The organism is Bradyrhizobium genosp. P, from assembly GCF_049949265.1.
GTDB lineage: Bacteria > Pseudomonadota > Alphaproteobacteria > Rhizobiales > Xanthobacteraceae > Bradyrhizobium.
This window is the reverse complement of the sequence record NZ_CP188195.1, coordinates 75,468-95,871: the sequence shown is the minus strand read 5'-3', so window position 1 is coordinate 95,871 and position 20,404 is coordinate 75,468. Positions and strand designations below refer to the sequence as shown.

Here is a 20,404-nt window from a genome sequence, read left to right as displayed (position 1 = left end):
ACAGCAATAGTGCATATATAGATAATCAATTTCAACAATGATTAATTCGCGCCTATCCTCGCACCGGACATGATGACAACGCGAAACGATCTGGGGCGGCATTTCGCACGGCTGATGCCGGGCGGGCCGACATGGCTGGTCATCGGCGTCGTGGCCGGGTTGGCCTTCCCCGCCCTGGCGGACGCCATGCGGCCCCTGATGGCAGCCGCGATCTTCGTTCTGCTGCTCGGTACCTTCCTGCAGGTCGACGGCGGCGCCCTCCGCCAAGCGTTGCGGCGGCCGATGGTTTCGTTGCTGTTGCCGGCGCTCGCCATGCTGGCCTGTCCGCTACTGGTCGGCTTCGCAGCGCGAGGCGCCGGATGTGGCGCGGAGTTGACCGTCGCGCTGGTACTTTCGGTCTGCGCCCCGCCTTCGAGTGGCACCGCGGCGGTCGCGCGAATGCTGGGCTTCGATGCGACCATTCCGCTTGCCGTCACGCTGCTGTCGATGGGCCTGGCGCCAATCACCGTGCCCTTGATCGCTGCATCGTTCACCGGCCTCGCGCTCGATCCGTTGGCGCTGGCGGCGCGGCTCGCTTTGCTGGTCGGCGGCGCGGGCGCGGCGGCCCTGCTGCTTCGCCACCGGGCCTACGCACGATTGGCGCAGCATTCACGCACGGTCGACGCCGCCGTGCTTGCCTCACTGCTGGTTTTCGCTATCGCCACCATGGCGGGGGTGCGCGCCCAGATCGAGGCGCAGCCGGCAGCCGCGCTCACTTGCATCGGCCTTGCCTTCGCCTGCAATCTCGCCCTGCAAGTGCTTGGCGCCTTGCTGCTGCCGGGCAGTCTGGCCGAGCGGCTCACCGCCGGTCTCATTCTCGGCAACCGTAATGTCGGACTGGTCTGGTCCGCCATGGGTGTGGTGTCGCCGATGACGGCGCTGTTCTTCGCGGCCACGCAGTTTCCGATCTACATGACACCGCGCCTGATCGAGATCATTGTTGGGCGCACGCAAAAGGAAAAGTTTCCAGCATGAGCGCCACGATCCTCACGGAAGAACTTGCCGTCGGTTTTGCCCGCATCGCGCTCGGCCATGTGCGGCGGGAATATCCCAACAAGCCGGACCATGTATTGGCCGGGCCGCAGGACGCACTGACGCCGCGCCAATTGCATCCGGTTTTCTACGGCAGCTATGACTGGCATTCCTGCGTCCATAGCTATTGGCTGCTCGCCCGGCTGCTGCGCCGGTATCCGCGATCCGCCGCTGCAGACGAGATCCGCGCGCTGTTCGACGAGCAATTCGTAAGCGATAAGATCGCAGCCGAATGTGCCTACCTCGCGGCGCCGACGGCGCGCGGCTTCAAGCGGCCCTATGGCTGGGGTTGGCTGCTGAAGCTCGCCGCAGAACTCTCCTTTCTCGACGAAACACCATGGTGCGAGCGAGTAGCCCCGCTTGCCGACATCTTCGCGCAGCGCTTTCGCGATTTCCTGCCGCTCTCACCCTATCCGGTGCGCGTCGGCACGCACTTCAACACCGCCTTCGGGCTGCGCATGGCCGCCGATTATGCGGCCGTGACGCAGGACCGTGCGTTCAGCGGTCTGCTACGTGAGACGGCTCTGCGCTGGTATGGAGCAGATGAGGATTGCCCCGCATGGGGCGAGCCGAGCGGAGACGACTTCCAGTCCTCCGCGCTCATCGAAGCGGAGTGCATGCGCCGCCTGCTCGCGCCGGACGAATTCCTGTCCTGGTTCGACCGTTTCCTGCCCCGGCTGGCGCTGTGCGAACCGGTCACGCTGTTCCGGCCGGCCACCGTCACCGACCGCACCGACGGCAAGATCGCGCATCTCGATGGGCTTAATCTCAGCCGGGCCTGGTGCTGGCGGGCGCTGGCCGAAGCGTTGCCGGAAAGCGATGCCCACCATCCGATCCTGCAGGACGTCGCACGACGCCATCTCGATGCCGGCCTGCCCCATATTGCCGGCGACTATATGGGCGAACACTGGCTCGCGAGCTTTGCTGTTCTCGCCATCGACGACGATCGCTGATCCAGGGACGGCGCGCGGCCTACGCGACGCTTTCCAGAAACGCCTCTTCCGCGGCCTGGATCGCGTCGGGGGTTCCGACATGCATCCAGACGCCGTCGAGGCGCAGGCCGAACAGCCGCTCCTGGTCGTTGGCGCGGTCGAACATCTTCGTCAGCGAGAAATCGCCGGCGGGCGCGTCGGCAAACAGTGCCGGCGAAATGATCGCAGCGCCGGCGTAGACGAACGGCACCACCTGATGCTCACGCCGCTTGCGCAACGCGCCGTCGGGCAGCATCCCGTAGTCGCCGCGGCCGCTATAACCGATGCTTGACGTGGTCGGCGCCATCAGCAGCAGGATGTCCATCCGCGCGGGATCGAAGGCTTCGGCGAGACGCGCCAGATTGGAGCGCACGCCGTCGATCCACATCGTGTCGGCATTGAGATGATAGAACGGCGCATCGCCGAGCAGCGGCAGCGCCTTCACGACTGCGCCGCCGGTGCCGAGCACCAGATCGCGCTCGTCGGAGATGATGACGCGCGGGCGGCTGCGGGTCTTGACGTGCTCGATGATCTGGTCGGGCAGGTAATGCACATTGACGACGGCTTCGCTGACGCCGGCGGCGGCGAGCTTGTCGAGCACGTGGTCGAGCAGCGGCTGGCCGGCCACACTCACCAGCGGTTTTGGCATCGTGTTGGTCAAGGGGCGCATGCGCACGCCGAGGCCGGCGGCGAGCACCATCGCTTTGTGGGGGGTGACGGGCATCTTTCGAACAGTCTCGGTCATCATCTCTCTGCGCCGATCATATCACGGCGATTCGGCAAGCATATCGGTCAGACGCCATAGTCATCGGACATGACGACCATAAGACGGCAAGGGCAATCAAGGCTCAAACGACGTCCGCCTGCGCGCCGCGCTTGCCAGGTTTCTTTTTCTTGTCACCTTGTTTCAGGAAATTGACGCCGATCTGGTCGCCATTGACCCATGCCAGCTCGCAACGGCGATAGGCCAATCCTGTCGACGACAGCAGCAGGAAAAATTCTTTCAAATGCAGGCCCACGACCGAGCCCTCGACGGTGAGTTTGGCGCCCGTCTCCGACACGTCTTCCATGATGCAGTCACGCCGCCAGGTGCCGTCGATGCCCATCATGTGAGCCGAGATACCGCGCTCAAATGTGACACGATCGCCCCTGCGTCGTTCCGTCGCCATGGTACCGTCCCGCTCCAAACCGGCGGCTCCGCGAATGGAGCACAGCCAGCGTCAGATTAGGCGGGCCTTGGCTAACAATCGGTAAATTACGGTACTGGAGGAGGGATGTTGGCCGCGTACCAGTCGCGAAACGCGGCGAGCGCGGGATGCGCCAGCGACCGATTGAGGTAGGTCCAGATCCGCGGCTGATGTTTGAGATATTGCGGCTTGCCGTCGCGCCGGTTGAGCCGGGCGAAGGTGCCGAGCAGACGTGTATTCCGCTGCGCCGACATGATCGCGTACAGCTCGGCGAAGCTTGCCGGATCGAAGCTTTCGTCGGTGGCGCGCCGCGCCTTGATGTAGCGGGTCAGGAGCGACAGTTCGAGCTGTTCGGGCACGTCGATCCGCGCGTCCTGCAGCAGCGACACGACGTCATAGGCCGCAGGCCCCAGCAGCGCATCCTGGAAATCGATGACGCCGACGCGCAGGATTCCGGTGCGCTCAGTCAGCCAGATCAGGTTCGGTGAGTGGAAATCGCGGATCACCCAGGTCTGCGGTGCCGCGGCGGGCTTCTCCAGCAGTGCGCGCCACATCGCGAAAAATTCGGCGCGGAGCGCATCATTCGGCTGAACGCCACGGTCGGGCATGTACCATTCGATCATCAGCCCGATTTCGATCAGCCAGGCGTCGACATCGAACACCGGGATGTCGTAGCTCACTTCTGATGTCAGCGGCAGCGTCCCGGGCAGCGTCTCGCGGTGCAGCGCCGCCAGCATGTCGATCGCCGCCTCATAGCGCTCGGCGATCGGCTTCGGCGGATCGCCTTCGATCACGCCGGCGCTGCCGAAATCCTCGGTGATGAGGAATCCGGATTCGAGATCGGTGTGCCGGATCGCGGGTGCGGAAAAGCCCTGCTTGCGCAGGCCATTTCCGATCGCGACGAACGGCCTGACATCCTCGGCGAGATGCACGGCTGCGCTGTAGGATTTGCCGTCATAGATCGCCGGGCCGTCCGGTCGCCGCGGCGAGTTCATCAGGATGACGCTGCCATTGTCGTCGTGCAGCCGCGCATAGGAGCGCGTCGAGGCATCGCCGGGCATGCGTTCGCGCCGGGCGGCGATGTAGCCCGCGCCGTCGAGAAACTGTCGCAGCAGCTTGAGCCGGGTGACTTTTGCCGCCGCCTTGCCGTGGCCGGTGATCTCGGCCGCGCGGGCGGTCGATCCCAGTGCCGGACGATGGGTGAATGCGATGTCGATGCGGTCGTCGGGCATCGCATCGGGGGCGCGCTCCGGCCATTCGATCAGCGCCACGATTCCGTCCGGCAACGGCGACAGTCCGATCTCCTCGAGCTCGCTCGCGTCGTTGATGCGGTAGAGGTCGGCGTGAACCAGCGGAAACGACGGCAGCTCATAGCCTTGCGCCAGCGTGAAGGTCGGGCTCGGCACTTCCATTGCGTCGTCACCGGCGAGATAGCGGATCAGCGCACGGGCAGCCGCCGTCTTGCCGGCGCCGAGATCGCCCGACAGCGTGATCACATCGCCGGCGCCGATCAGGAGCGCGAGGTCGGCCATCAGCCCTGATGTCGCGGCTTCGTTGGCGAGGGCGACCGAGAATGTCGAGATCGCGATCATTCCGCGGCGTTGCGATGCGCGGTCTGGTCGATCGGGAAGTCGCAGGTCACGGTGGTTCCCTTGCCGACGATCGAATCGACGCGCACCCGGCCGCCATGCAGTTCGACAAAGGAGCGCACCAGCGACAGGCCGAGCCCCGCGCCACGATGCCGCGAGCCGTGGGAGTGGCTCTCGAACCAGTTGAAGACCTTGTCCTTCATCTCAGCCGGGATGCCGGGTCCGGAATCCGTGACCGCGAACACGACGCTGTGCTCGGTCCGCTGCGCGCTGATCGTGACGGTCGAGTCGTGCGGCGAGAAGCCGACGGCATTGGCGAGCAGGTTATAGAGCACCTGGACCACACGCCGTTCGTCGCCGACGAAGCCGCCGATATTGGAATCGACATCGACCTCGAGCGTGATGCGATCGGTCGCGAGTCGGTCCTGGATGCCTTCGGCGGCCGCCTCGATCGCCTGGCCGATATTGACCTGGCCGAGCTCGAGCCGCATCGCGCCGGCGTCGATGGTGGCGAGATCGAGGATGTTGTTGGTCAGCGCCAGCAGCGCGTTGGTCGATTTGGTGACGTAGTCGAGATACTCGGCCTGCTTCGGCGTCAGCGGCCCCGTCGAAGGGTCGCTCAGGAAATGCGCGAAGCCGATGATGGTGGTGAGCGGCGCACGCAGTTCGTAGGAGACATGGTGGACGAAATCCACCTTCATCTGGTCGGCCGCCTCTAGCGCCTCGTTGCGTTCGCGCAGCGCGCGCTCGACGTTCTCGGTGTCGGTGATGTCCTGGAAGGTGAGCAGCGTCGCGCCGTCCGGCAGCGGAATGGTCATGCAGTCCAGCACGCTGCCGTCCTTGCGCTCCAGCTTGAGCGCGACCTGGGCGCGGTTCTCGATCGAGGTGACCGATTCACGCAAGGCGCGCCACGTCAGCGCATCGTCGTAGAGCGGCTTGCACAGGGCTTCCACCGCCTCGATATGCGGCTCCCCATGCAGCGCGTCGGCCGACAGCTTCCACATCTTGGCGAACGCCGGATTGAACAGCTGGGCGCGGCCATTGCTGCCGAACACCGCGACCGCCTCGGCGAGATTGTCGAGGGTTTCGCGCTGCACCCGCGTCAGGCCGTCGAAGCGGCGCGCCAGGTCGAGGCTCTCGGTGACGTTGTCGAACAGGTAGGTGACACCGCCCTCGAGGTTCGGCGTGGTGACGACGCTGACCGCGCGGCCGTCGGGCAGGAACCAGGTATAGGTCTCGGCTTCGACCGCGCGATAGGCCTCGTGCAGCTTGGCCTTCCAGGCTCGGAAATCCGGTTGTTCCGGCAGTTTGCGGTTGGCGCGCAGCCGGTCGAGGATGCTGGAATCATCAGGGTTACCGTCGAGGAAGGCCTCGTCGAGGCCCCACAGCCGCCGATAAGATTCATTGTAGAAGGCGAGCCGCCGGTCGGCGTCGAACACGGCAACGCCCGAGGACAATTGGTCGAGGGTGCGCCGGTGCGCTTCGACCATCCGCGTCATCGCCGCGCGCAGTGCCGCCGCCTCGCTGGCGTCGATTGCGATGCCGGCGCTGCCGCTGCCGAGCTTGAGCGCCTGCACGTCGTAGATCCGCCGCTCGCCGCTGACGACGATCGGCAGGCGCGCGGCGTAGCTCGCATTGTCGTTGAGCGCCCGCGTCAATTCGGTGCGCTGGTCGCTTTCGAGCAGTTCGAGATTGCGTTGAATGGCGTCCGCGGCAGTCTTGCCCTCGGTGGCGTGAACATAGGCCGCGTTCACGTAGCGCAGATTGCCTTCCATGCTCTTGCCCCAGATCGGCCAGGGTGCGGCGGCGGCGAAGTCGCGCAGCAGCTCGGTCTCCTCCTGCAGCGTCTTGTAGCGGAGGTTCGATTCGGCGAGCTCGCGCCTGATGCCGCCGAGTTCGCGGATCCGCACGATGGCCTGGCCGCCGATCGCGCGGCCCATCGCCTCGATGGCGCGGCCGGCCGAGGTCGACAAATTGAGCAGGAACGCCTCGCCCGTCTCGCGTAGCGCGTCGACCGCGTGATCCATTTGCAGCGCCGGCTCCGGCGGCAGCCAGGTTCCGAAGGCCAGGATGCGCTGCGGCGACCCCTCCTGCGACATCACGAGCGAAATGTCGCCGCTGATCTGTGGGCGGTTGTCGCCCGCGGCCCAGGAGATCAGCACCTGCGGCTCGGCGAACAGCAACGCCCGCAGCCGGTCCGACTGCGCCTGGAGGTCGGAGATATCCGAGCGCAGCCGCTCCTCGTTCCGGGTCGCGCGCACGCGGGTCCGCATCAACAGGATCGCGGCGACGACGGAAAAGCCGACCAGCGCAAACGACGTCGCGAGAACCGCGACCTCCTGATGATTGAAGCCGAAATGATCCGAAATCGCCTGGGCGAACGGCGCCTCACCGGCGAAGGCGCGGGCAGGCAGCAGTGCGCTGATGGCGAGCCCCAGCGTGCCGTCGTGCGCCAGTGAGGTGCATGACAGCAGGGTTCGACGCATCGCCGCGACTACGCCCGACATAGTTTGCCCCAGAACGCACAATTAGCAGGCATGATCCGGAAACGTGGAAATGGTTTCCCGGCGCTCACGCCCAAGCAGGACGATAAAGCCCGACGAGACCCCCCGTCGTGCTCGAATCAAACCAGAATAGTCCCAACCGGACTCCGCGAGTAAGAGTCCAGACCGTGAACGCAAAATCCGCTGTGAAAAAATGCGCGGACAGACGCGGGCTCGCGCGCCTTTTACGCGAACTGACTCCGTATTTGCGCGGGAGAGACTGCGCTAGCGGCCGGTCGAGCCGAAGCCGCCGCTGCCGCGCTCGGTCGCGGACAGCACGTCGACCGGAACCAGCTCCGCCCGGGTGACGGGCGCGATTACCATTTGTGCGATGCGCTCCCCGCGCCGGATCTGGAACGCCGCCTGGCCGTGATTGATCAGCAGCACGTTGATCTCTCCGCGATAATCGGCATCGATCGTGCCGGGCGAGTTCAGCACCGTGATGCCGTGTTTGGCGGCAAGGCCGGAGCGTGGCCGCACCTGCGCCTCGAAGCCTGGCGGCAGCGCGATCGTCAGCCCAGTCGGAACCATCTCGTATCGTCCCGGCAGCAGAATGACCGGCGCCGTCCGCGGCACCGCCGCCAGCAGATCGAGCCCGGCCGCGTCGGCGGTCTGATAGGCCGGCAGCAAGAGATCGTAGCCATGCGGCAGCTGGCGAATCTCAACCTTGATCATGGCACTCACGATGTTGTCCCCACGGTTTTTGCGATGTGCGACACCAGCGCGGCCGCGACCTCTTCCTTGGTCATCACCGGCCAGGAGTCGACGGTGACGTCCGTGCCCTCGCGCGACAGCAGATGAACGGTATTGCGGTCTCCACCCATGACGCCGGCCGCGGGCGAGACGTCGTTGGCGACGATCCAGTCACAGCCCTTGCGGGCGAACTTCGCCTTGGCATTGTCGATCAGGTGCTCGGTCTCGGCAGCAAAGCCGATCACCAGCGGCGGCCGCTTGTCCGTCAGCTTCGAGATCGTCGCGAGGATGTCGGGGTTTTCGACGAGCTGCAGCGGCGGCATGCCCGCAGCGGTCTTCTTCAGCTTCTGCTCGCCTTCATTGGCGACGCGCCAATCGGCGACAGCCGCGGCGAAGATCGCGACGTCGGCCGGCAGCGCCGCCTCGACCCGGTGCAGCATGTCGCGCGCGGACTCCACGTGCATCACCGTCACGCCCGCCGGGTCGCGTAACTCGACCGGGCCGGACACCAGCACGACGTCGGCGCCGGCCGCCTGCGCGGCGGCGGCAATGGCAAAGCCCTGTTTGCCGGAAGACCGGTTGGCGATGTAGCGGACCGGATCGATCGCCTCATGGGTCGGGCCGGCCGTGATCAGCACCCGCTTGCCCGCCAGAGGACGCGGCTGCGGCGGCCGCAGCATATGGTCGGCAGCGGCGGCGATCTCGGTCGGCTCGGCCATCCGGCCGACGCCGGCTTCGCCGGCTTCCGCCATCTCGCCGGCATTGGGGCCGACCGTATGGACGCCATCGCGGCGGAGCTGCAGCACGTTGCGGCGGGTGGCCGGATTGTTCCACATCAGCGGGTTCATCGCCGGCGCCAGCAGGATCGGCTTGTGGGCCGCGAGCAGGATGGCGCTGGCGAGATCGTCGGCGTGGCCCTGGGCCATCTTGGCCATCAGGTCCGCGGTCGCCGGCGCCACCACGATCAGGTCGCACTCCCGCGCCAGCCTGATATGGCCGGCGTCGAACTCGCTCTCGGCATCGAACAGGTCGGTATAGACGCGCTCATGCGACAGCGCGCTGGCTGAGAGCGGGGTGACGAATTGCTGGGCCGCCTTGGTGAGCACGCAGCGGACCTCGATGCGGCGATCCTTCAGCCGCCGGATCAGGTCCAACGCCTTGTAGGCCGCGATCCCGCCGCCGATGATCAGGGTGACACGCCGTTCGCCCTCCGCAGCCTCGCCGGAGGGCCGCGGGCGCGCCGCCGCGTTGGGAGCTGCCGCAGGCAGGGGCTCGCCCGCCGCCTCGCGCAGGATGACCCGCACCTCGTCCTCGACCGAACGGCCGTTGCGGGCGGCCCGCAACCGCAACTCGTCGCGGATGGCGTCGTCGAGCTTTCGGATTGTCAGATTGGCCATCAGCCGTACCCTCAAAGACGGATATGCTAGCAATGCTAGCATATCATGCTGTCTTTGCAATCAGATCCGCCGGACGGCGAACCAGATTCCGATGCAGGTAAGGGCAATCACCCAAAGCGCGACGGTATCGAGCCGCTGCTTGCGGGCCTCGGCGCGGGCCATTTCCTCGATCGTTTCGGACGACAGCATGTGACCCTCTCGGGACATCGTCTCCAACTGCTCGAGCACCGTCATCGCGCGGGTGGCGATTGACGGCAGGTTCGCTAGGACGCGCCCGAACTCGCCGGCGCCGGACATCGCGCCCTGGATGCGGCCAACCGGGCCGAGATTATGCGCAATCCATTCGCGCACCACGGGGTCGGCGATCTTCCAGATGTCGAGCTTCGGATCGAAGCCGCGCGCCACCCCCTCGACCACCACCATGGTCTTCTGCAGCAGGATCAATTCGGGCCGCGTCTGCATGTCGAACAGGCCGGTGACCTCGAGCAGAAGCGTCAGCAACTTCGCCATCGAGATCTCTTCGGCGGTGCGATTATGGATCGGCTCGCCGATGGCGCGGATAGCTTGCGCGAAATTCTCCACCGAATGGTGACCCGGCACGTAGCCGGCCTCGAAATGCACCTCGGCGACGCGGCGGTAGTCGCGGGTGATGAAGCCGAGCAGGATCTCGGCAAGGAAGCGCCGCTCCTTCAGCCCGAGCCGGCCCATGATGCCGAAGTCCACGGCGACGAGGCGGCCGGCATCGTCGAGGAACAGGTTTCCGGGATGCATGTCGGCGTGGAAGAAGCCGTCGCGCAACGCGTGGCGCAGAAAACTCTGGATCACCTTGCGGCCGAGATCGGGCAAGTCGACCTTGGCCTGCGCCAGCCGCGCATGGTCGTTCAGCGCGATGCCGTCGATCCACTCCATCGTCAGCACGTTGTGGGTGGTGCGGTCCCAATCCACCGTTGGCACCCGGAAATCCGGGTCGTCGCGCGTGTTCTCCGCCATCTCGGACAGGGCGGCCGCTTCCAGCCGCAGGTCCATCTCCATCGCGACCGAGCGCGACATCGTATTGATGACCTCAATCAGCCGCAGCCGCTGTGCTTCCGCCGAATGTGCCTCCGCATTATGCGCGACGAAGAAGAAGTCGCCGAGGTCGCGTCGGAAGCGCGACGCGACATTGGGCCGGAGCACCTTGACCGCGACCTGGTGCCGCTCGCCGTCGCGCTCGACCTCGCCGTGATGCACCTGCGCGATCGAGGCGGCGGCCACCGCCGGGCCCAGGCTGGCAAAAGCCTGCGCCACCGGCCGCTCCAGCGATTGCGTGATGACAGCCTCAGCCTCCTCTTGCGAGAACGGCGGCAGCCGGTCCTGCAGGGCTTCGAGATCGCGCGCCATCATCACGCCGACCACGTCGGGGCGCGTCGCAAGGAATTGTCCGAGCTTGAGGTAGGCGGGCCCGAGCCGTGTCAGCGCGCGCGACAGCCGCGGGCCGGACTTGGCGCCGGGCCGTTCGATCAGCCGCGCCAGCTTCAGCGCGAGCTGTCCGGGCGGCGGTACCAGCGAAGGATCGACGACGCCGAACACGCCCTCGCGCGCAAACACGAAACCGGCGCGAGCGAGGCGCGCGATGTGGGACAGTGCGGAGATCACAAACGCCAGCCCGTATGCAGCGCCACGATGCCGCCGGAGAGGCTCTGCCACTTCACGCGGGCGAAGCCGGCCGCGCCGATCATCTCGGCGAATGCGTTGGGCCGCGGGAATTTGCGGATCGATTCGACGAGATATTGATAGGACTCGGCGTCGCCGGTGACGGCGCGACCGAGCGGCGGGATCACCTTGAACGAAAACAGGTCGTAGATCCGGTCGAGGCCGGGGACGTCGACGGTGGAGAATTCCAGGCACAGGAAGCGGCTGCCGGGCCGCAGCACGCGATAGGCCTCGCGAAGCGCGAGGTCGATCCGCGGCACGTTGCGGATGCCGAACGCGATCGTGTAGGCATCGAACGAACGGTCGGCGAAGCTCAGCGTTTCCGCGTTGCCCTCCACAAACGATACGCGGTCATCGAGATGGCGTTTGGCGGCGCGCTCGCGGCCGACCGCCAGCATCTCGCCATTGATGTCGCAGACGGTGGCACGAAAACCTGCGCCGGCCGCCTTGGCGGCGCGGAACGCGATATCGCCGGTGCCGCCGGCGACGTCGAGCAGTGCGAACGGCTTGTCGTTCTTCGGCGGATCGAGCGCCGTGATCATGATGTCCTTCCAGACCCGATGCAGGCCCGCCGACATCAGGTCGTTCATCAGATCGTAGCGTTGCGCCACGCTGTGAAACACCTCGTTCACCAGCGTCTGCTTTTCGCCCAGGGGAACGTCCCTGAAGCCGAAATGAGTGGTTTGATCCGACCGATCCATCAACTCTTACTCTTACCTTTTTGGTCGCGTTTTCTTCACGCGAACCGGTACCCACTTCGCTCGAAAACGCTCCAGCCGGACCATAGCGCGCCCGCCGCAATGGCGCTATCACGTCACTTCCAAAAGGTGAATGCCAAAGCTATGCCGGAATTACCCGAAGTCGAGACCGTCCGCCGCGGCTTGCAGCCGGCCATGGAGGGATCAAAAATTGTCAAGGCCGAAGCCCGCCGGAAAGATCTGCGGTTTCCCTTTCAAAAAGACTTTATCGCCCGGCTCGAGGGTCAAACCGTCACCGGGCTCGGCCGCCGCGCCAAATATCTGATGGCGGACCTCACTTCGGGCGATGTGCTGCTGATGCATCTGGGCATGTCGGGCTCATTCCGGGTGCTGAAGGAGGAGGGTAAGGCAACGCCGGGCCAATTCCATCATCCGCGCAGCGAGGATCGCGCGCACGATCATGTCGTGTTCCATATGTCGTCGGGTGCGGCTGTCATCTTCAACGATCCGCGCCGCTTCGGCTACATGAAGATCATCGCCCGCAACGCGCTCGAAGATGAACCACTCTTGAAGGGGCTCGGGCCCGAACCGCTTGGCAACGAATTCGACGCGGCCATGCTGGCGCGGGCCTGCCACAACAAGAAGACCAGCCTGAAGGCGGCGCTGCTTGACCAGCGTGTGGTGGCGGGGCTTGGCAACATCTATGTCTGCGAGGCGCTGTTTCGCTCGCATTTGTCGCCGCGGCGATTGGCCGCGACGCTCGCGACCAAGAAGGCTGAGCCGACCGATCATTCTAAGCGGCTGGTGGACGCGATCCACTCCGTGCTCAACCAGGCGATCAAGGCCGGCGGCTCCTCGATCAGCGACCATCGCCTCACCAACGGCGAGCTCGGCTATTTCCAGCATTCGTTCCAGGTCTATGACCGCGAAGGCGAGACCTGCCGCACCGCCGGCTGCGGCGGCATCGTCAGGCGCTTCGTCCAGAACGGCCGTTCGACGTTCTGGTGCCCGAAATGTCAGAAATAACAACAAGGGGAGACCGACCATGAACGGAAACTGGCGCGATCGCGCCGCTACGAACTTCGCGTGCCAAAAGCAGCCGGCCACCGGCAGCCGCGGCATGGTGGTGAGCAATCATCCGCTGGCTTCCAGCGCGGGGGCCGAGATGCTCGCGGCCGGCGGCAATGCCATCGATGCCGCGATCGCCACCCTGTTCACATTGACCGTGGTCGAGCCGATGATGGTCGGCATCGTCGGCGGCGGCATGGCGCATATTCGCCTGGCGGACGGCAGCCATCGCTTTATCGACGGCCAGAGCACGGTGCCGAAGTCAGTGCGGCCGGATACCTACACTTCGAAACCCGGCTCGGCGCATGACGTGTTCGACACGGTCGGCAACGAGAACCTCAACGGTCCCAAGGCGGTCGCGGTGCCCGGCTCACTGAAGGCCTGGTGCGAGACGTTACGCCGCTTCGGCACCATGAGCCTCGCCGATGTGATGCAGCCCGCGATCAAGCATGCCTCGCGCGGCTATGCGGCGACGCCTTATCTGCACGAATGCATCACCGACGGCGCCGCGGAGATGCTGAAGGACAAACCGATCTCGGCAATCTATCTGCCCAAGGGCACGCCGCTGCAGCCCGGCGAGCGCGTGGTGCAGGCGGAATATGCCGAGACGTTGAAATATATCGCTGATCACGGTGAAGACGCGCTCTATCAAGGTCCCCTCGGCGACATCCTCGTCGATTACATGACAGGGAACGGCGGCTTCATCACGCGCGAGGATCTCACGACCTACAGGACGGTCGAGCGGCAGCCGATCCGCGCCGACTATCGCGGCTGGGAAATCCTGGGACCGCCGCCGCCGGCCGCGTCCGGCGTGCATATAACCGAGATGCTCAACATCCTTGATGGCTACGACATTGCAGGCCTCGGATTTGGCACGGCCGAGACCATCCACTACCTTGCCGAGGTGCTGAAGATCGCCTTTGCCGATCGCGAGGCGGCCAGCGGCGACCCCGCCTATGTCAACGTGCCGGTCGAGCAGCTGACGTCGAAGGCCTATGCCGACGAGCGGCGCCGCGCCATCGATCCCGATCGCGCGCAGGCCTGGGGTGCCGGTGTCACATCGCTCGAAAGCGCACACACCACGCACATGACCGCGGCGGATGCGATGGGCAATGTGGTCGCGACCACGCAGACTATCAACAATCTGTTCGGCGCCAAGATCCTGATCCCGGGCCTCGGCACCGTGCCGAACAACTACATGAATCTGTTCGATCCGCGGCCGGGGCATGCGTTGTCGCTGGCGGCAGGCAAGCGCGTCACCACCTCGATGTCGCCGATGATGGCACTGCGCGACGGCAAGCTGACTTACGCGCTCGGCCTGCCCGGAGGAAAGCGAATCTTCCCGAGCGCGATGCAGGCGCTGATCAACCTGATCGACCACGGCATGAGCCTGCAGGAGGCGGTCGAGGCGCCGCGGGTCTGGACCGAGGGTAACGCACTCGAGGTCGAGCAGGCGGTGCCGGAGACTGTCCGCGCCGCGCTCTCCGCCAAGGGTCACAAGGTGCAGGTGGTGTCGACGGTCGCCGGCGGCATGAATGCGATCCAGTTCCATAATGATGGCCTCATGTCCGGCGCGGCCTGCTGGCGCGCCGACGGCACGCCGGTCGGCATTGCGGGCGGTCTGGCCCATGCAGGGGTCAGGTTCGCGTTAAGGTAAGCTGTTTGGGCTCCCTCGCCCCGCTCTCTTGTCCGCCGAAGCCTGCCTTCGGGCGAAGGCGGATGCGGGGTCGAGACGAGCGAAGCTCGCTCTTAGAGGGTAGGGGTGAGGGGCCTCTCCACGTATGAACGGCCGGTGAGACCTGTACCCCCTCACCCGGATTGCATCTGTCGATGCAATCCGACCTTTCGCCGCAAGCGGGGCGAGGTGGATTACTTCCTGACGCAGATCACGCGGACGACAGCAGCATTGGCGTCGGTCGATCCGCCTGAAGCGTTCACGCCGCTCGCCTTGAGGAAGCCCCGTACCGTGTCCGCGGGCACCAGCGCGGCCTGCGCCGGAGGCGTTGCGTTGGCCGGGCCTGCAACAATGACGGGCTTCAACAGCGCGATGCCGGCGAACTTGCCGTCGCTGTCGAGCGCCGCCGCACCCGAGAAGCCGAGCGCCGGCGCCGGTGAGAGCGCCGCGTCACCCCCACCGCCGACCTGCGCCAACGCGGCTTTTACGCTGGATGCCGCGCCGCCACCGCCCTGGTTCTGCGGATCGGCGATGCCGGTGATGTCGAGCGCCGTCTTGGTCGCATTGCCCGTGATGTCGAGCGGCTTTAGCCCGCGCGCGCCGTAGATGCGCAGCAGCGCAAGATCGTGCTCCTTGTCCTCGGCGACGCGGTCGGCATTGCCGTAGCCGGGGATCGTCAGCGCGATGCAGTCGTCGGTCACCACGCGATCGGTGACCACAGCACCGTCATCGCTGACCACGACCCCGGTGCCATATTCCACCGTCTTGCGTGGCGGCGGACCGACCTGCACGCCCGATGGAAACGCGTTGAACGCGCTCGACATCGCGATCACGACAGGCTCGACGGTATTTTCGGTCGCCTGGTCGTAGAGGATGGTGAGGATGCGCACCTCGTCACCCCTGAAGACACCGCGCAGATAGAATTTTTTCAGGCCCTGCATCCCCGACAGCACGAAGAAGTCCGGCTTCACCACGGTGTAGTCGATGGTGCGGCCGGCCGGCTCCTTCTTTTCCCGCTCGGCGAGCTTTGCGGTGGTCGGATTGGCCTCCTTGCGCCGCGTCAATTGCACCTGAATGGTGCCGGTCGGGGACGTCCATTTGGCGCCGGAGGCATCGCTGGTGAGCTGCGGCACCAGTTTTGTCGGAATGCCAAGCCGCGCGCCGGTGGCCGGCTCGGTGACGATCTTCCAGCCGACATTCTCCTGCCGCCGCCGCGCGGTGTCGGCGAGCAGGCCGCGCTCCTGCGGGTTCAGCACGCCGGTCGGCTTGCCGCTGCGGTTCTTCTGAAATTCCTTGATCGCATTGACCATGCGATCGTTGACGTCGCCGGTGATGGCGCCGTTATATTCGCCGACCCAGGCGAGGTCGGATTGCAGCGCCAGCCGCTCGGCCTGCGCCATCGCATTCGCGGTGTCCTCCGGCTTCTGCAGCGCGGGGCGAACCGGGACGGTCGTCACAATCTTCGGCTTGGCGCCGGCGGTCGACGGCGGCGTCATCTGCGCCTGTGCCGCACCCATGGCCGCGACCATCAATGTTGCCGAAAGCACCGATCTCATGACAAACCCGGAAGGAAAGACTGTGACCATTGACGTCCACGCGATTAAGCACATCTGCTTGGTCGGCAACAACTGCGCCCCGGTTCAGGGAACGCCAGGACATCATGATGCTGAGTGCCGACGAACTCGAACGCTATGCCCGCCATATCGTGCTGCGCGAGGTCGGCGGCCCCGGCCAGAACGCGCTGAAGCAGGCCTCGGTTCTGGTGATCGGTGCGGGCGGCCTCGGCGCGCCGGTGTTGATGTATCTCGCTGCGGCGGGCGTCGGCAGACTCGGCGTGGTTGATGACGATATCGTGTCGCTGTCCAATTTGCAGCGCCAGATCATCCACGCGACGCCTGACATCGGCAAGCGCAAGGTCGACAGCGCGGCGGCACAGATCCATGCGCTCAATCCGCATGTGACATTCGAGGCCCATCCGGTGCGGCTCGATGCGAAGAACGCGCTGCCGCTGATCTCGCGTTACGATCTCGTGCTCGACGGTTCCGACAATTTCGAGACCCGCTATCTCGTCTCCGATGCCTGCTTCCTCGCCGGCAAGCCGCTGATCACGGCGGCGCTGGGCCAGTTCGATGGCTCGCTGACCACGATCCGCGCGCATGAAAGGAACGCGCAAGGCGAATTCAATCCGACCTATCGCTGCCTGTTTCCAGAGCCGCCGCCGTCGGGCACCGTGCCGGCCTGTGCCGAGGCGGGGGTAATGGGTGCGCTCGCCGGCATTTTGGGATCGATGATGGCGCTGGAGGCGATCCGCGAGATCGTCGGCTTCGGTGAGAGCCTGGTCGGTCGCCTCTTGATGGTGGATACGCGCGCGATGCGCTTCGAAACCCTGCGCTACGCGCGCGATCCGGAGAACCCGCTTAATGGTGATGCCCCAGGCATCACCGATTTGAGGGGACACGCCTGAGCTTCAGGACGCGGGTCTCTCGCTGTCCATGTGCCGGAGATGTTCTTCCGGATAACGCCCACCGGCGGCAGCGCCGGGCGGAAACGCCTTGGCGAGCGCCGCAAGATGCGCGTCGGTCAATTTCACCTCGGGGGCACCAAGCGCCTCGGTCAGACGTTCCCGTCGCCGCGCGCCGACCAGCGGTACGATGTCCTGGCCTTGCGCCGCGACCCACGCGATCGCCACTTGTGCCGGCGAGGCGCCGATCTCCTCGGCGATGACGCGCAGCCGGTCTGCCAGCGCCAGATTCGCGTCGACATTGCCAACCTGGAAGCGCGGGCTCATCAGGCGGAAATCCTTCGTCCCCGCGCGGTCCTTCGACCAGTGCCCGCTGATCAGCCCGCGCGCCAGCACGCCATAGGCGGTGATGCCGATGCCGAGTTCACGGCAGGTCGTCAGGATGTCGCTCTCGATGCCGCGCGATATCAGCGAATATTCGATCTGCAGATCGGCGATCGGATGCACGGCATGCGCGCGGCGGAGGGTTTCGGAGCCGACCTCGGAGAGGCCGATATGCCTGATCCAGCCGGCCTTGATCATGTCGGCCATCGCGCCGATCGTGTCCTCGATCGGCACGCCGGGGTCGAGCCGTGCGGGCCGGTAGATGTCGATGTGGTCGACGCCAAGCCGCTGTAGCGAATAGGCGGCGAAGTTCTTCACGGCGGCGGGGCGGCTGTCATAGCCGAGGAAGCCGCGGTTGGGATCGCGCAGTGCGCCGAACTTGACGCTGATCTGTACATTGTCGCGATTGCTGCCCGCGAGCGCCTCGCCGATCAGCATCTCGTTGTGCCCCATGCCGTAGAAGTCGCCGGTGTCGAGCAGCGTGATGCCGGCGTCGAGCGCGGCATGGATGGTGGCGATGCTCTCGCTGCGGTCGGCGGGGCCGTAGAAGTCCGACATGCCCATGCAGCCGAGGCCGATCATCGAAACGGCGGGGCCGCTGGAACCAAGTTTGCGCGTATCCACGGTGGTGTTCCTCGAAAGGCGCGGCGGGCGATCCGCCGCGGAATGACGCGGCCGACATGCGCCTTTTCGATTGAGCCGATAAGCTGGACAATCCAGAATAGCTTGTTCAATATATCGAACAATGCAGGATTTCGACCTACGCGACCTCGATGCGTTTGTGGCGGTGGCGCGCACGCGCAACTTCCGGCGTGCCGCGCTTGAGCAACACGTCTCGGTCTCGAGCCTCAGCCAGCGGCTGCGCGACATGGAGGAGCGGCTCGGCGTCCGCCTGATGAACCGCACCACCCGTAGCGTCGCGTTGACCGAGGCCGGTGAACTGCTGCTCGCGCGCGTCGCACCCGCGATGTCCGATGTCGGCGATGCGCTCAACCAGGTGCGCGGCCTGCGCGCCGTGCCGTCAGGTCGGCTGCGCATCAACGCGCCACCGCCGGCGATCGATCTGGTGCTGGCGCCGATGGTCGCGCCGTTCCTCGCCAAATATCCGCAGATCGATCTCGAAATCATCGGCGAGAGCTCGTTCGTCGATATCGTCGCGCAAGGGTTCGATGCCGGCGTGCGCTATGGCGAGCATCTGGCGCAGGACATGATCGCGGTGTCGCTCGGCGCGCCGCAGCGCTACGCGGTGGTGGCCTCGCGCGAATATGTCGCCAGGCATGGCCGGCCGGCGCTGCCGAAGGATCTGCTGAAGCAAGCTTGCATCCGCACCCGCTTTGGCAGCGGTGCGATGCTGGATTGGGAGTTCGAGAAGAATGGCCGCGTGGTCAAGGTCTCGCCGCCGCCCAAATTGACCGCGACCTATCTCGGCCTTGCCTTGCGCGCCGTCCATGACGGCGTCGGCTTCTGGCTGACCTTCGAGGGCTATGTCCGCTACGGCGTCAAGTCCGGCGCGCTGGTCAGCGTGCTCGATGATTGGTGCCCGCCGTTTCCCGGGCCGTTCCTTTATTATCCGAGCCGCCGCCAGCCGCCGCCCGCACTCTCCGCCTTCGTGTCTTTCGTCACTGACTGGCGCAAGCAGGCACGGCGGAAGACGAAGCAGGATTAGCTAGCGCCCCATCGTCGTCCCGGCGAAAGCCGGGACCCATAACCACAGGGTGTGGTTATTAGAGATGCTGGAGCCCCAGCCCGTTCCAACAACGACGCCCTGTGGTTGATGGTGTGGACGGCCCCCTACGGCATCAGTGTGCCAGAATGAGGTTGTTGCAAATCTCAGACAAGGGAGCCGTCCGTGAGAGAGATTATCCGCATTGGAATGGATACGTCGAAGTATATTTTTGTGCTGCATGGGGTTGATGCGGCGGAACAGCCTGTGTTGCGCAAGAAGCTTGCGCGCAAGCAGGTGCTGGAGTTCTTCGCCAAGTTGCCGCCGACCGTGATCGGGATGGAGGCCTGCGGGGCCTCGCACCATTGGGCACGGGAGCTTCGCAAGCTGGGCCACGAGGTGAAGTTGATGGCGCCGCAATTGGTGAAGCCCTATGTGTCGCGGAACAAGAACGACGGTCGGGATGCGGAGGCGCTGTGTGAAGCGATGAGCCGGCCGAGCATGCGGTTCGTGCCGGTCAAGACGGTCGAGCAGCAGGCCGCGCTGATGCTGACGGGTGTCCGCGCTGGATTGATCGCCCGGCGCACCCAGCTCGGCAATATGATCCGCGGCCATGCGGCGGAGTTTGGCCTGATCGGGGCCCAAGGGACCGACAAGATCGAGCCGCTGCTGGCGCGGATTGCGCAGGACGAGACGCTTCCTGCCCTGGCACGCGAGCTGTTTACGGTGCTGGGCCGCGACTACACCAGACTCGTGGGCGAGCTGCAGGAGATCGAAGCCAGATTGATGGCCTGGCACCGCTCCGACGCCGTGGGCCGGCGTCTGGCGCAGATCCCTTCTGTCGGGCCGATCGTTGCAACGACGCTCGTGATGAAGACACCCGATCCCCATGCTTTCCGCTCCGGCCGTCACTTCGCAGCCTGGCTCGGCCTCACCCCCCAGGATCACTCCACCGCCGGCAAAACCAGGCTTGGCAAGATCACGCGGGCGGGCGACGAGGACCTGCGCCGCCTGCTGGTGATCGGGGCAACGGCGGTCATCCAGCAGGCCAGACGCGGGCGCGGCCATCACTCGCGCTGGCTGCTGGCCCTGATCAAGCGCAAGCCACCGAAGCTTGCCGCCGTGGCGCTCGCCAACAAGGTGGCCCGCATCGCCTGGAAGCTGATGGCGACCGGCGAGAGTTATGACGCCGCACGGATCAATGCCACCGCGGCAGTCGCCGTCTAACAGATTGGCCGGCTGGCGGGCTCGCTCGTCAGCCGACCCGGAGCTGCAGGAGCAGATGGAGCGATCGATCGAGCAACGATGCGAG

At 65.6% G+C, this 20,404-nt stretch carries 17 protein-coding genes; 7 read left to right on the top strand and 10 right to left on the bottom strand.

What is annotated here, in order from left to right; genetic code table 11:
- Window positions 1-69: 69 nt before the first annotated feature.
- The gene (locus ACP2YO_RS00450; RefSeq protein WP_426438147.1) at window positions 70-1,014 is read left to right on the top strand and encodes a hypothetical protein; all 945 of its coding nucleotides are present in this window, start codon (window positions 70-72) and stop codon (window positions 1,012-1,014) included.
- Window positions 1,011-2,024, top strand: coding sequence for a DUF2891 domain-containing protein (locus ACP2YO_RS00445; protein WP_426438146.1), 1,014 nt, complete (start codon window positions 1,011-1,013; stop codon window positions 2,022-2,024). Before ACP2YO_RS00450 ends, ACP2YO_RS00445 begins: the two co-directional genes overlap by 4 nt.
- 19 nt (window positions 2,025-2,043) lie before the next feature.
- Here the strand turns inward: ACP2YO_RS00445 and ACP2YO_RS00440 are convergent, their stop codons facing one another.
- From ACP2YO_RS00440 to ubiE, 8 genes are all read right to left on the bottom strand, one after another.
- The gene (locus tag ACP2YO_RS00440) at window positions 2,044-2,766 is read right to left on the bottom strand and encodes a nucleotidyltransferase family protein (protein ID WP_426443499.1); all 723 of its coding nucleotides are present in this window, start codon (window positions 2,764-2,766) and stop codon (window positions 2,044-2,046) included.
- A 124-nt stretch (window positions 2,767-2,890) separates the two neighbouring features.
- Window positions 2,891-3,211, bottom strand: coding sequence for a PilZ domain-containing protein (locus tag ACP2YO_RS00435; protein ID WP_426438145.1), 321 nt, complete (start codon window positions 3,209-3,211; stop codon window positions 2,891-2,893).
- Between the two features lie 86 nt (window positions 3,212-3,297).
- Entirely contained in the window at window positions 3,298-4,821 is a 1,524-nt protein-coding gene (gene tsaE, locus ACP2YO_RS00430) for a tRNA (adenosine(37)-N6)-threonylcarbamoyltransferase complex ATPase subunit type 1 TsaE (protein WP_426438144.1), read from the bottom strand.
- Window positions 4,818-7,325 (bottom strand): ATP-binding protein, encoded by a 2,508-nt coding sequence (locus ACP2YO_RS00425; RefSeq protein ID WP_426438143.1) that lies wholly within the window; start codon window positions 7,323-7,325, stop codon window positions 4,818-4,820. Before ACP2YO_RS00425 ends, tsaE begins: the two co-directional genes overlap by 4 nt.
- A 261-nt stretch (window positions 7,326-7,586) precedes the next feature.
- The gene (dut, locus tag ACP2YO_RS00420; RefSeq protein WP_426443498.1) at window positions 7,587-8,036 is read right to left on the bottom strand and encodes a dUTP diphosphatase; all 450 of its coding nucleotides are present in this window, start codon (window positions 8,034-8,036) and stop codon (window positions 7,587-7,589) included.
- A 5-nt stretch (window positions 8,037-8,041) separates the two neighbouring features.
- Complete coding sequence (gene coaBC / locus ACP2YO_RS00415; protein ID WP_426438142.1) at window positions 8,042-9,451, bottom strand: bifunctional phosphopantothenoylcysteine decarboxylase/phosphopantothenate--cysteine ligase CoaBC; 1,410 nt, start codon at window positions 9,449-9,451, stop codon at window positions 8,042-8,044.
- A 60-nt stretch (window positions 9,452-9,511) separates the two neighbouring features.
- Window positions 9,512-11,086, bottom strand: a complete 1,575-nt coding sequence (gene ubiB / locus ACP2YO_RS00410; protein WP_426438141.1) for a 2-polyprenylphenol 6-hydroxylase — start codon at window positions 11,084-11,086, stop codon at window positions 9,512-9,514.
- The gene (gene ubiE / locus ACP2YO_RS00405) at window positions 11,083-11,844 is read right to left on the bottom strand and encodes a bifunctional demethylmenaquinone methyltransferase/2-methoxy-6-polyprenyl-1,4-benzoquinol methylase UbiE (protein WP_426438140.1); all 762 of its coding nucleotides are present in this window, start codon (window positions 11,842-11,844) and stop codon (window positions 11,083-11,085) included. Before ubiE ends, ubiB begins: the two co-directional genes overlap by 4 nt.
- 141 nt (window positions 11,845-11,985) lie before the next feature.
- Here ubiE and mutM point away from each other — a divergent pair, with 141 nt between their 5' ends.
- Window positions 11,986-12,867, top strand: coding sequence for a bifunctional DNA-formamidopyrimidine glycosylase/DNA-(apurinic or apyrimidinic site) lyase (gene mutM, locus ACP2YO_RS00400; protein WP_426438139.1), 882 nt, complete (start codon window positions 11,986-11,988; stop codon window positions 12,865-12,867).
- 19 nt (window positions 12,868-12,886) lie between these two features.
- Window positions 12,887-14,566 (top strand): gamma-glutamyltransferase, encoded by a 1,680-nt coding sequence (ggt, locus tag ACP2YO_RS00395; protein WP_426438138.1) that lies wholly within the window; start codon window positions 12,887-12,889, stop codon window positions 14,564-14,566.
- Window positions 14,567-14,778: 212 nt separating this feature from the next.
- On the opposite strand, the gene ACP2YO_RS00390 is transcribed toward ggt, so the two are convergent.
- Entirely contained in the window at window positions 14,779-16,140 is a 1,362-nt protein-coding gene (locus ACP2YO_RS00390; protein WP_426438137.1) for a serine protease, read from the bottom strand.
- 107 nt (window positions 16,141-16,247) lie between these two features.
- Between ACP2YO_RS00390 and ACP2YO_RS00385 the strand changes: the two genes are divergently transcribed.
- A complete protein-coding gene (locus tag ACP2YO_RS00385; protein WP_426438136.1) occupies window positions 16,248-17,048 on the top strand; it encodes a HesA/MoeB/ThiF family protein in 801 nt (266 codons plus the stop codon).
- Between the two features lie 3 nt (window positions 17,049-17,051).
- On the opposite strand, the gene ACP2YO_RS00380 is transcribed toward ACP2YO_RS00385, so the two are convergent.
- Window positions 17,052-18,053, bottom strand: coding sequence for an aldo/keto reductase (locus tag ACP2YO_RS00380; RefSeq protein ID WP_426438135.1), 1,002 nt, complete (start codon window positions 18,051-18,053; stop codon window positions 17,052-17,054).
- A gap of 121 nt (window positions 18,054-18,174) precedes the next feature.
- On the opposite strand from ACP2YO_RS00380, the gene ACP2YO_RS00375 reads away from it, so the two are divergent.
- Both ACP2YO_RS00375 and ACP2YO_RS00370 read left to right on the top strand, forming a co-directional pair.
- Complete coding sequence (locus ACP2YO_RS00375; RefSeq protein ID WP_426438134.1) at window positions 18,175-19,095, top strand: LysR family transcriptional regulator; 921 nt, start codon at window positions 18,175-18,177, stop codon at window positions 19,093-19,095.
- Between the two features lie 183 nt (window positions 19,096-19,278).
- Window positions 19,279-20,319 (top strand): IS110 family transposase, encoded by a 1,041-nt coding sequence (locus ACP2YO_RS00370; RefSeq protein WP_426434447.1) that lies wholly within the window; start codon window positions 19,279-19,281, stop codon window positions 20,317-20,319.
- The last annotated feature ends 85 nt before the right edge of the window (window positions 20,320-20,404 follow it).

What these genes read in the sequence shown, in the direction of transcription:
- ACP2YO_RS00450 (WP_426438147.1), top strand. Translation starts at nt 70, where the DNA reads ATGATGACAACGCGAAACGATCTGGGGCGGCATTTCGCACGGCTGATG.
- ACP2YO_RS00445 (WP_426438146.1), top strand. Translation starts at nt 1,011, where the DNA reads ATGAGCGCCACGATCCTCACGGAAGAACTTGCCGTCGGTTTTGCCCGC.
- ACP2YO_RS00440 (WP_426443499.1), bottom strand. Translation starts at nt 2,766, where the DNA reads ATGCCCGTCACCCCCCACAAAGCGATGGTGCTCGCCGCCGGCCTCGGC.
- ACP2YO_RS00435 (WP_426438145.1), bottom strand. Translation starts at nt 3,211, where the DNA reads ATGGCGACGGAACGACGCAGGGGCGATCGTGTCACATTTGAGCGCGGT.
- tsaE (WP_426438144.1), bottom strand. Translation starts at nt 4,821, where the DNA reads ATGATCGCGATCTCGACATTCTCGGTCGCCCTCGCCAACGAAGCCGCG.
- ACP2YO_RS00425 (WP_426438143.1), bottom strand. Translation starts at nt 7,325, where the DNA reads ATGTCGGGCGTAGTCGCGGCGATGCGTCGAACCCTGCTGTCATGCACC.
- dut (WP_426443498.1), bottom strand. Translation starts at nt 8,036, where the DNA reads ATGATCAAGGTTGAGATTCGCCAGCTGCCGCATGGCTACGATCTCTTG.
- coaBC (WP_426438142.1), bottom strand. Translation starts at nt 9,451, where the DNA reads ATGGCCAATCTGACAATCCGAAAGCTCGACGACGCCATCCGCGACGAG.
- ubiE (WP_426438140.1), bottom strand. Translation starts at nt 11,844, where the DNA reads ATGGATCGGTCGGATCAAACCACTCATTTCGGCTTCAGGGACGTTCCC.
- mutM (WP_426438139.1), top strand. Translation starts at nt 11,986, where the DNA reads ATGCCGGAATTACCCGAAGTCGAGACCGTCCGCCGCGGCTTGCAGCCG.
- ggt (WP_426438138.1), top strand. Translation starts at nt 12,887, where the DNA reads ATGAACGGAAACTGGCGCGATCGCGCCGCTACGAACTTCGCGTGCCAA.
- ACP2YO_RS00390 (WP_426438137.1), bottom strand. Translation starts at nt 16,140, where the DNA reads ATGAGATCGGTGCTTTCGGCAACATTGATGGTCGCGGCCATGGGTGCG.
- ACP2YO_RS00385 (WP_426438136.1), top strand. Translation starts at nt 16,248, where the DNA reads ATGCTGAGTGCCGACGAACTCGAACGCTATGCCCGCCATATCGTGCTG.
- ACP2YO_RS00375 (WP_426438134.1), top strand. Translation starts at nt 18,175, where the DNA reads ATGCAGGATTTCGACCTACGCGACCTCGATGCGTTTGTGGCGGTGGCG.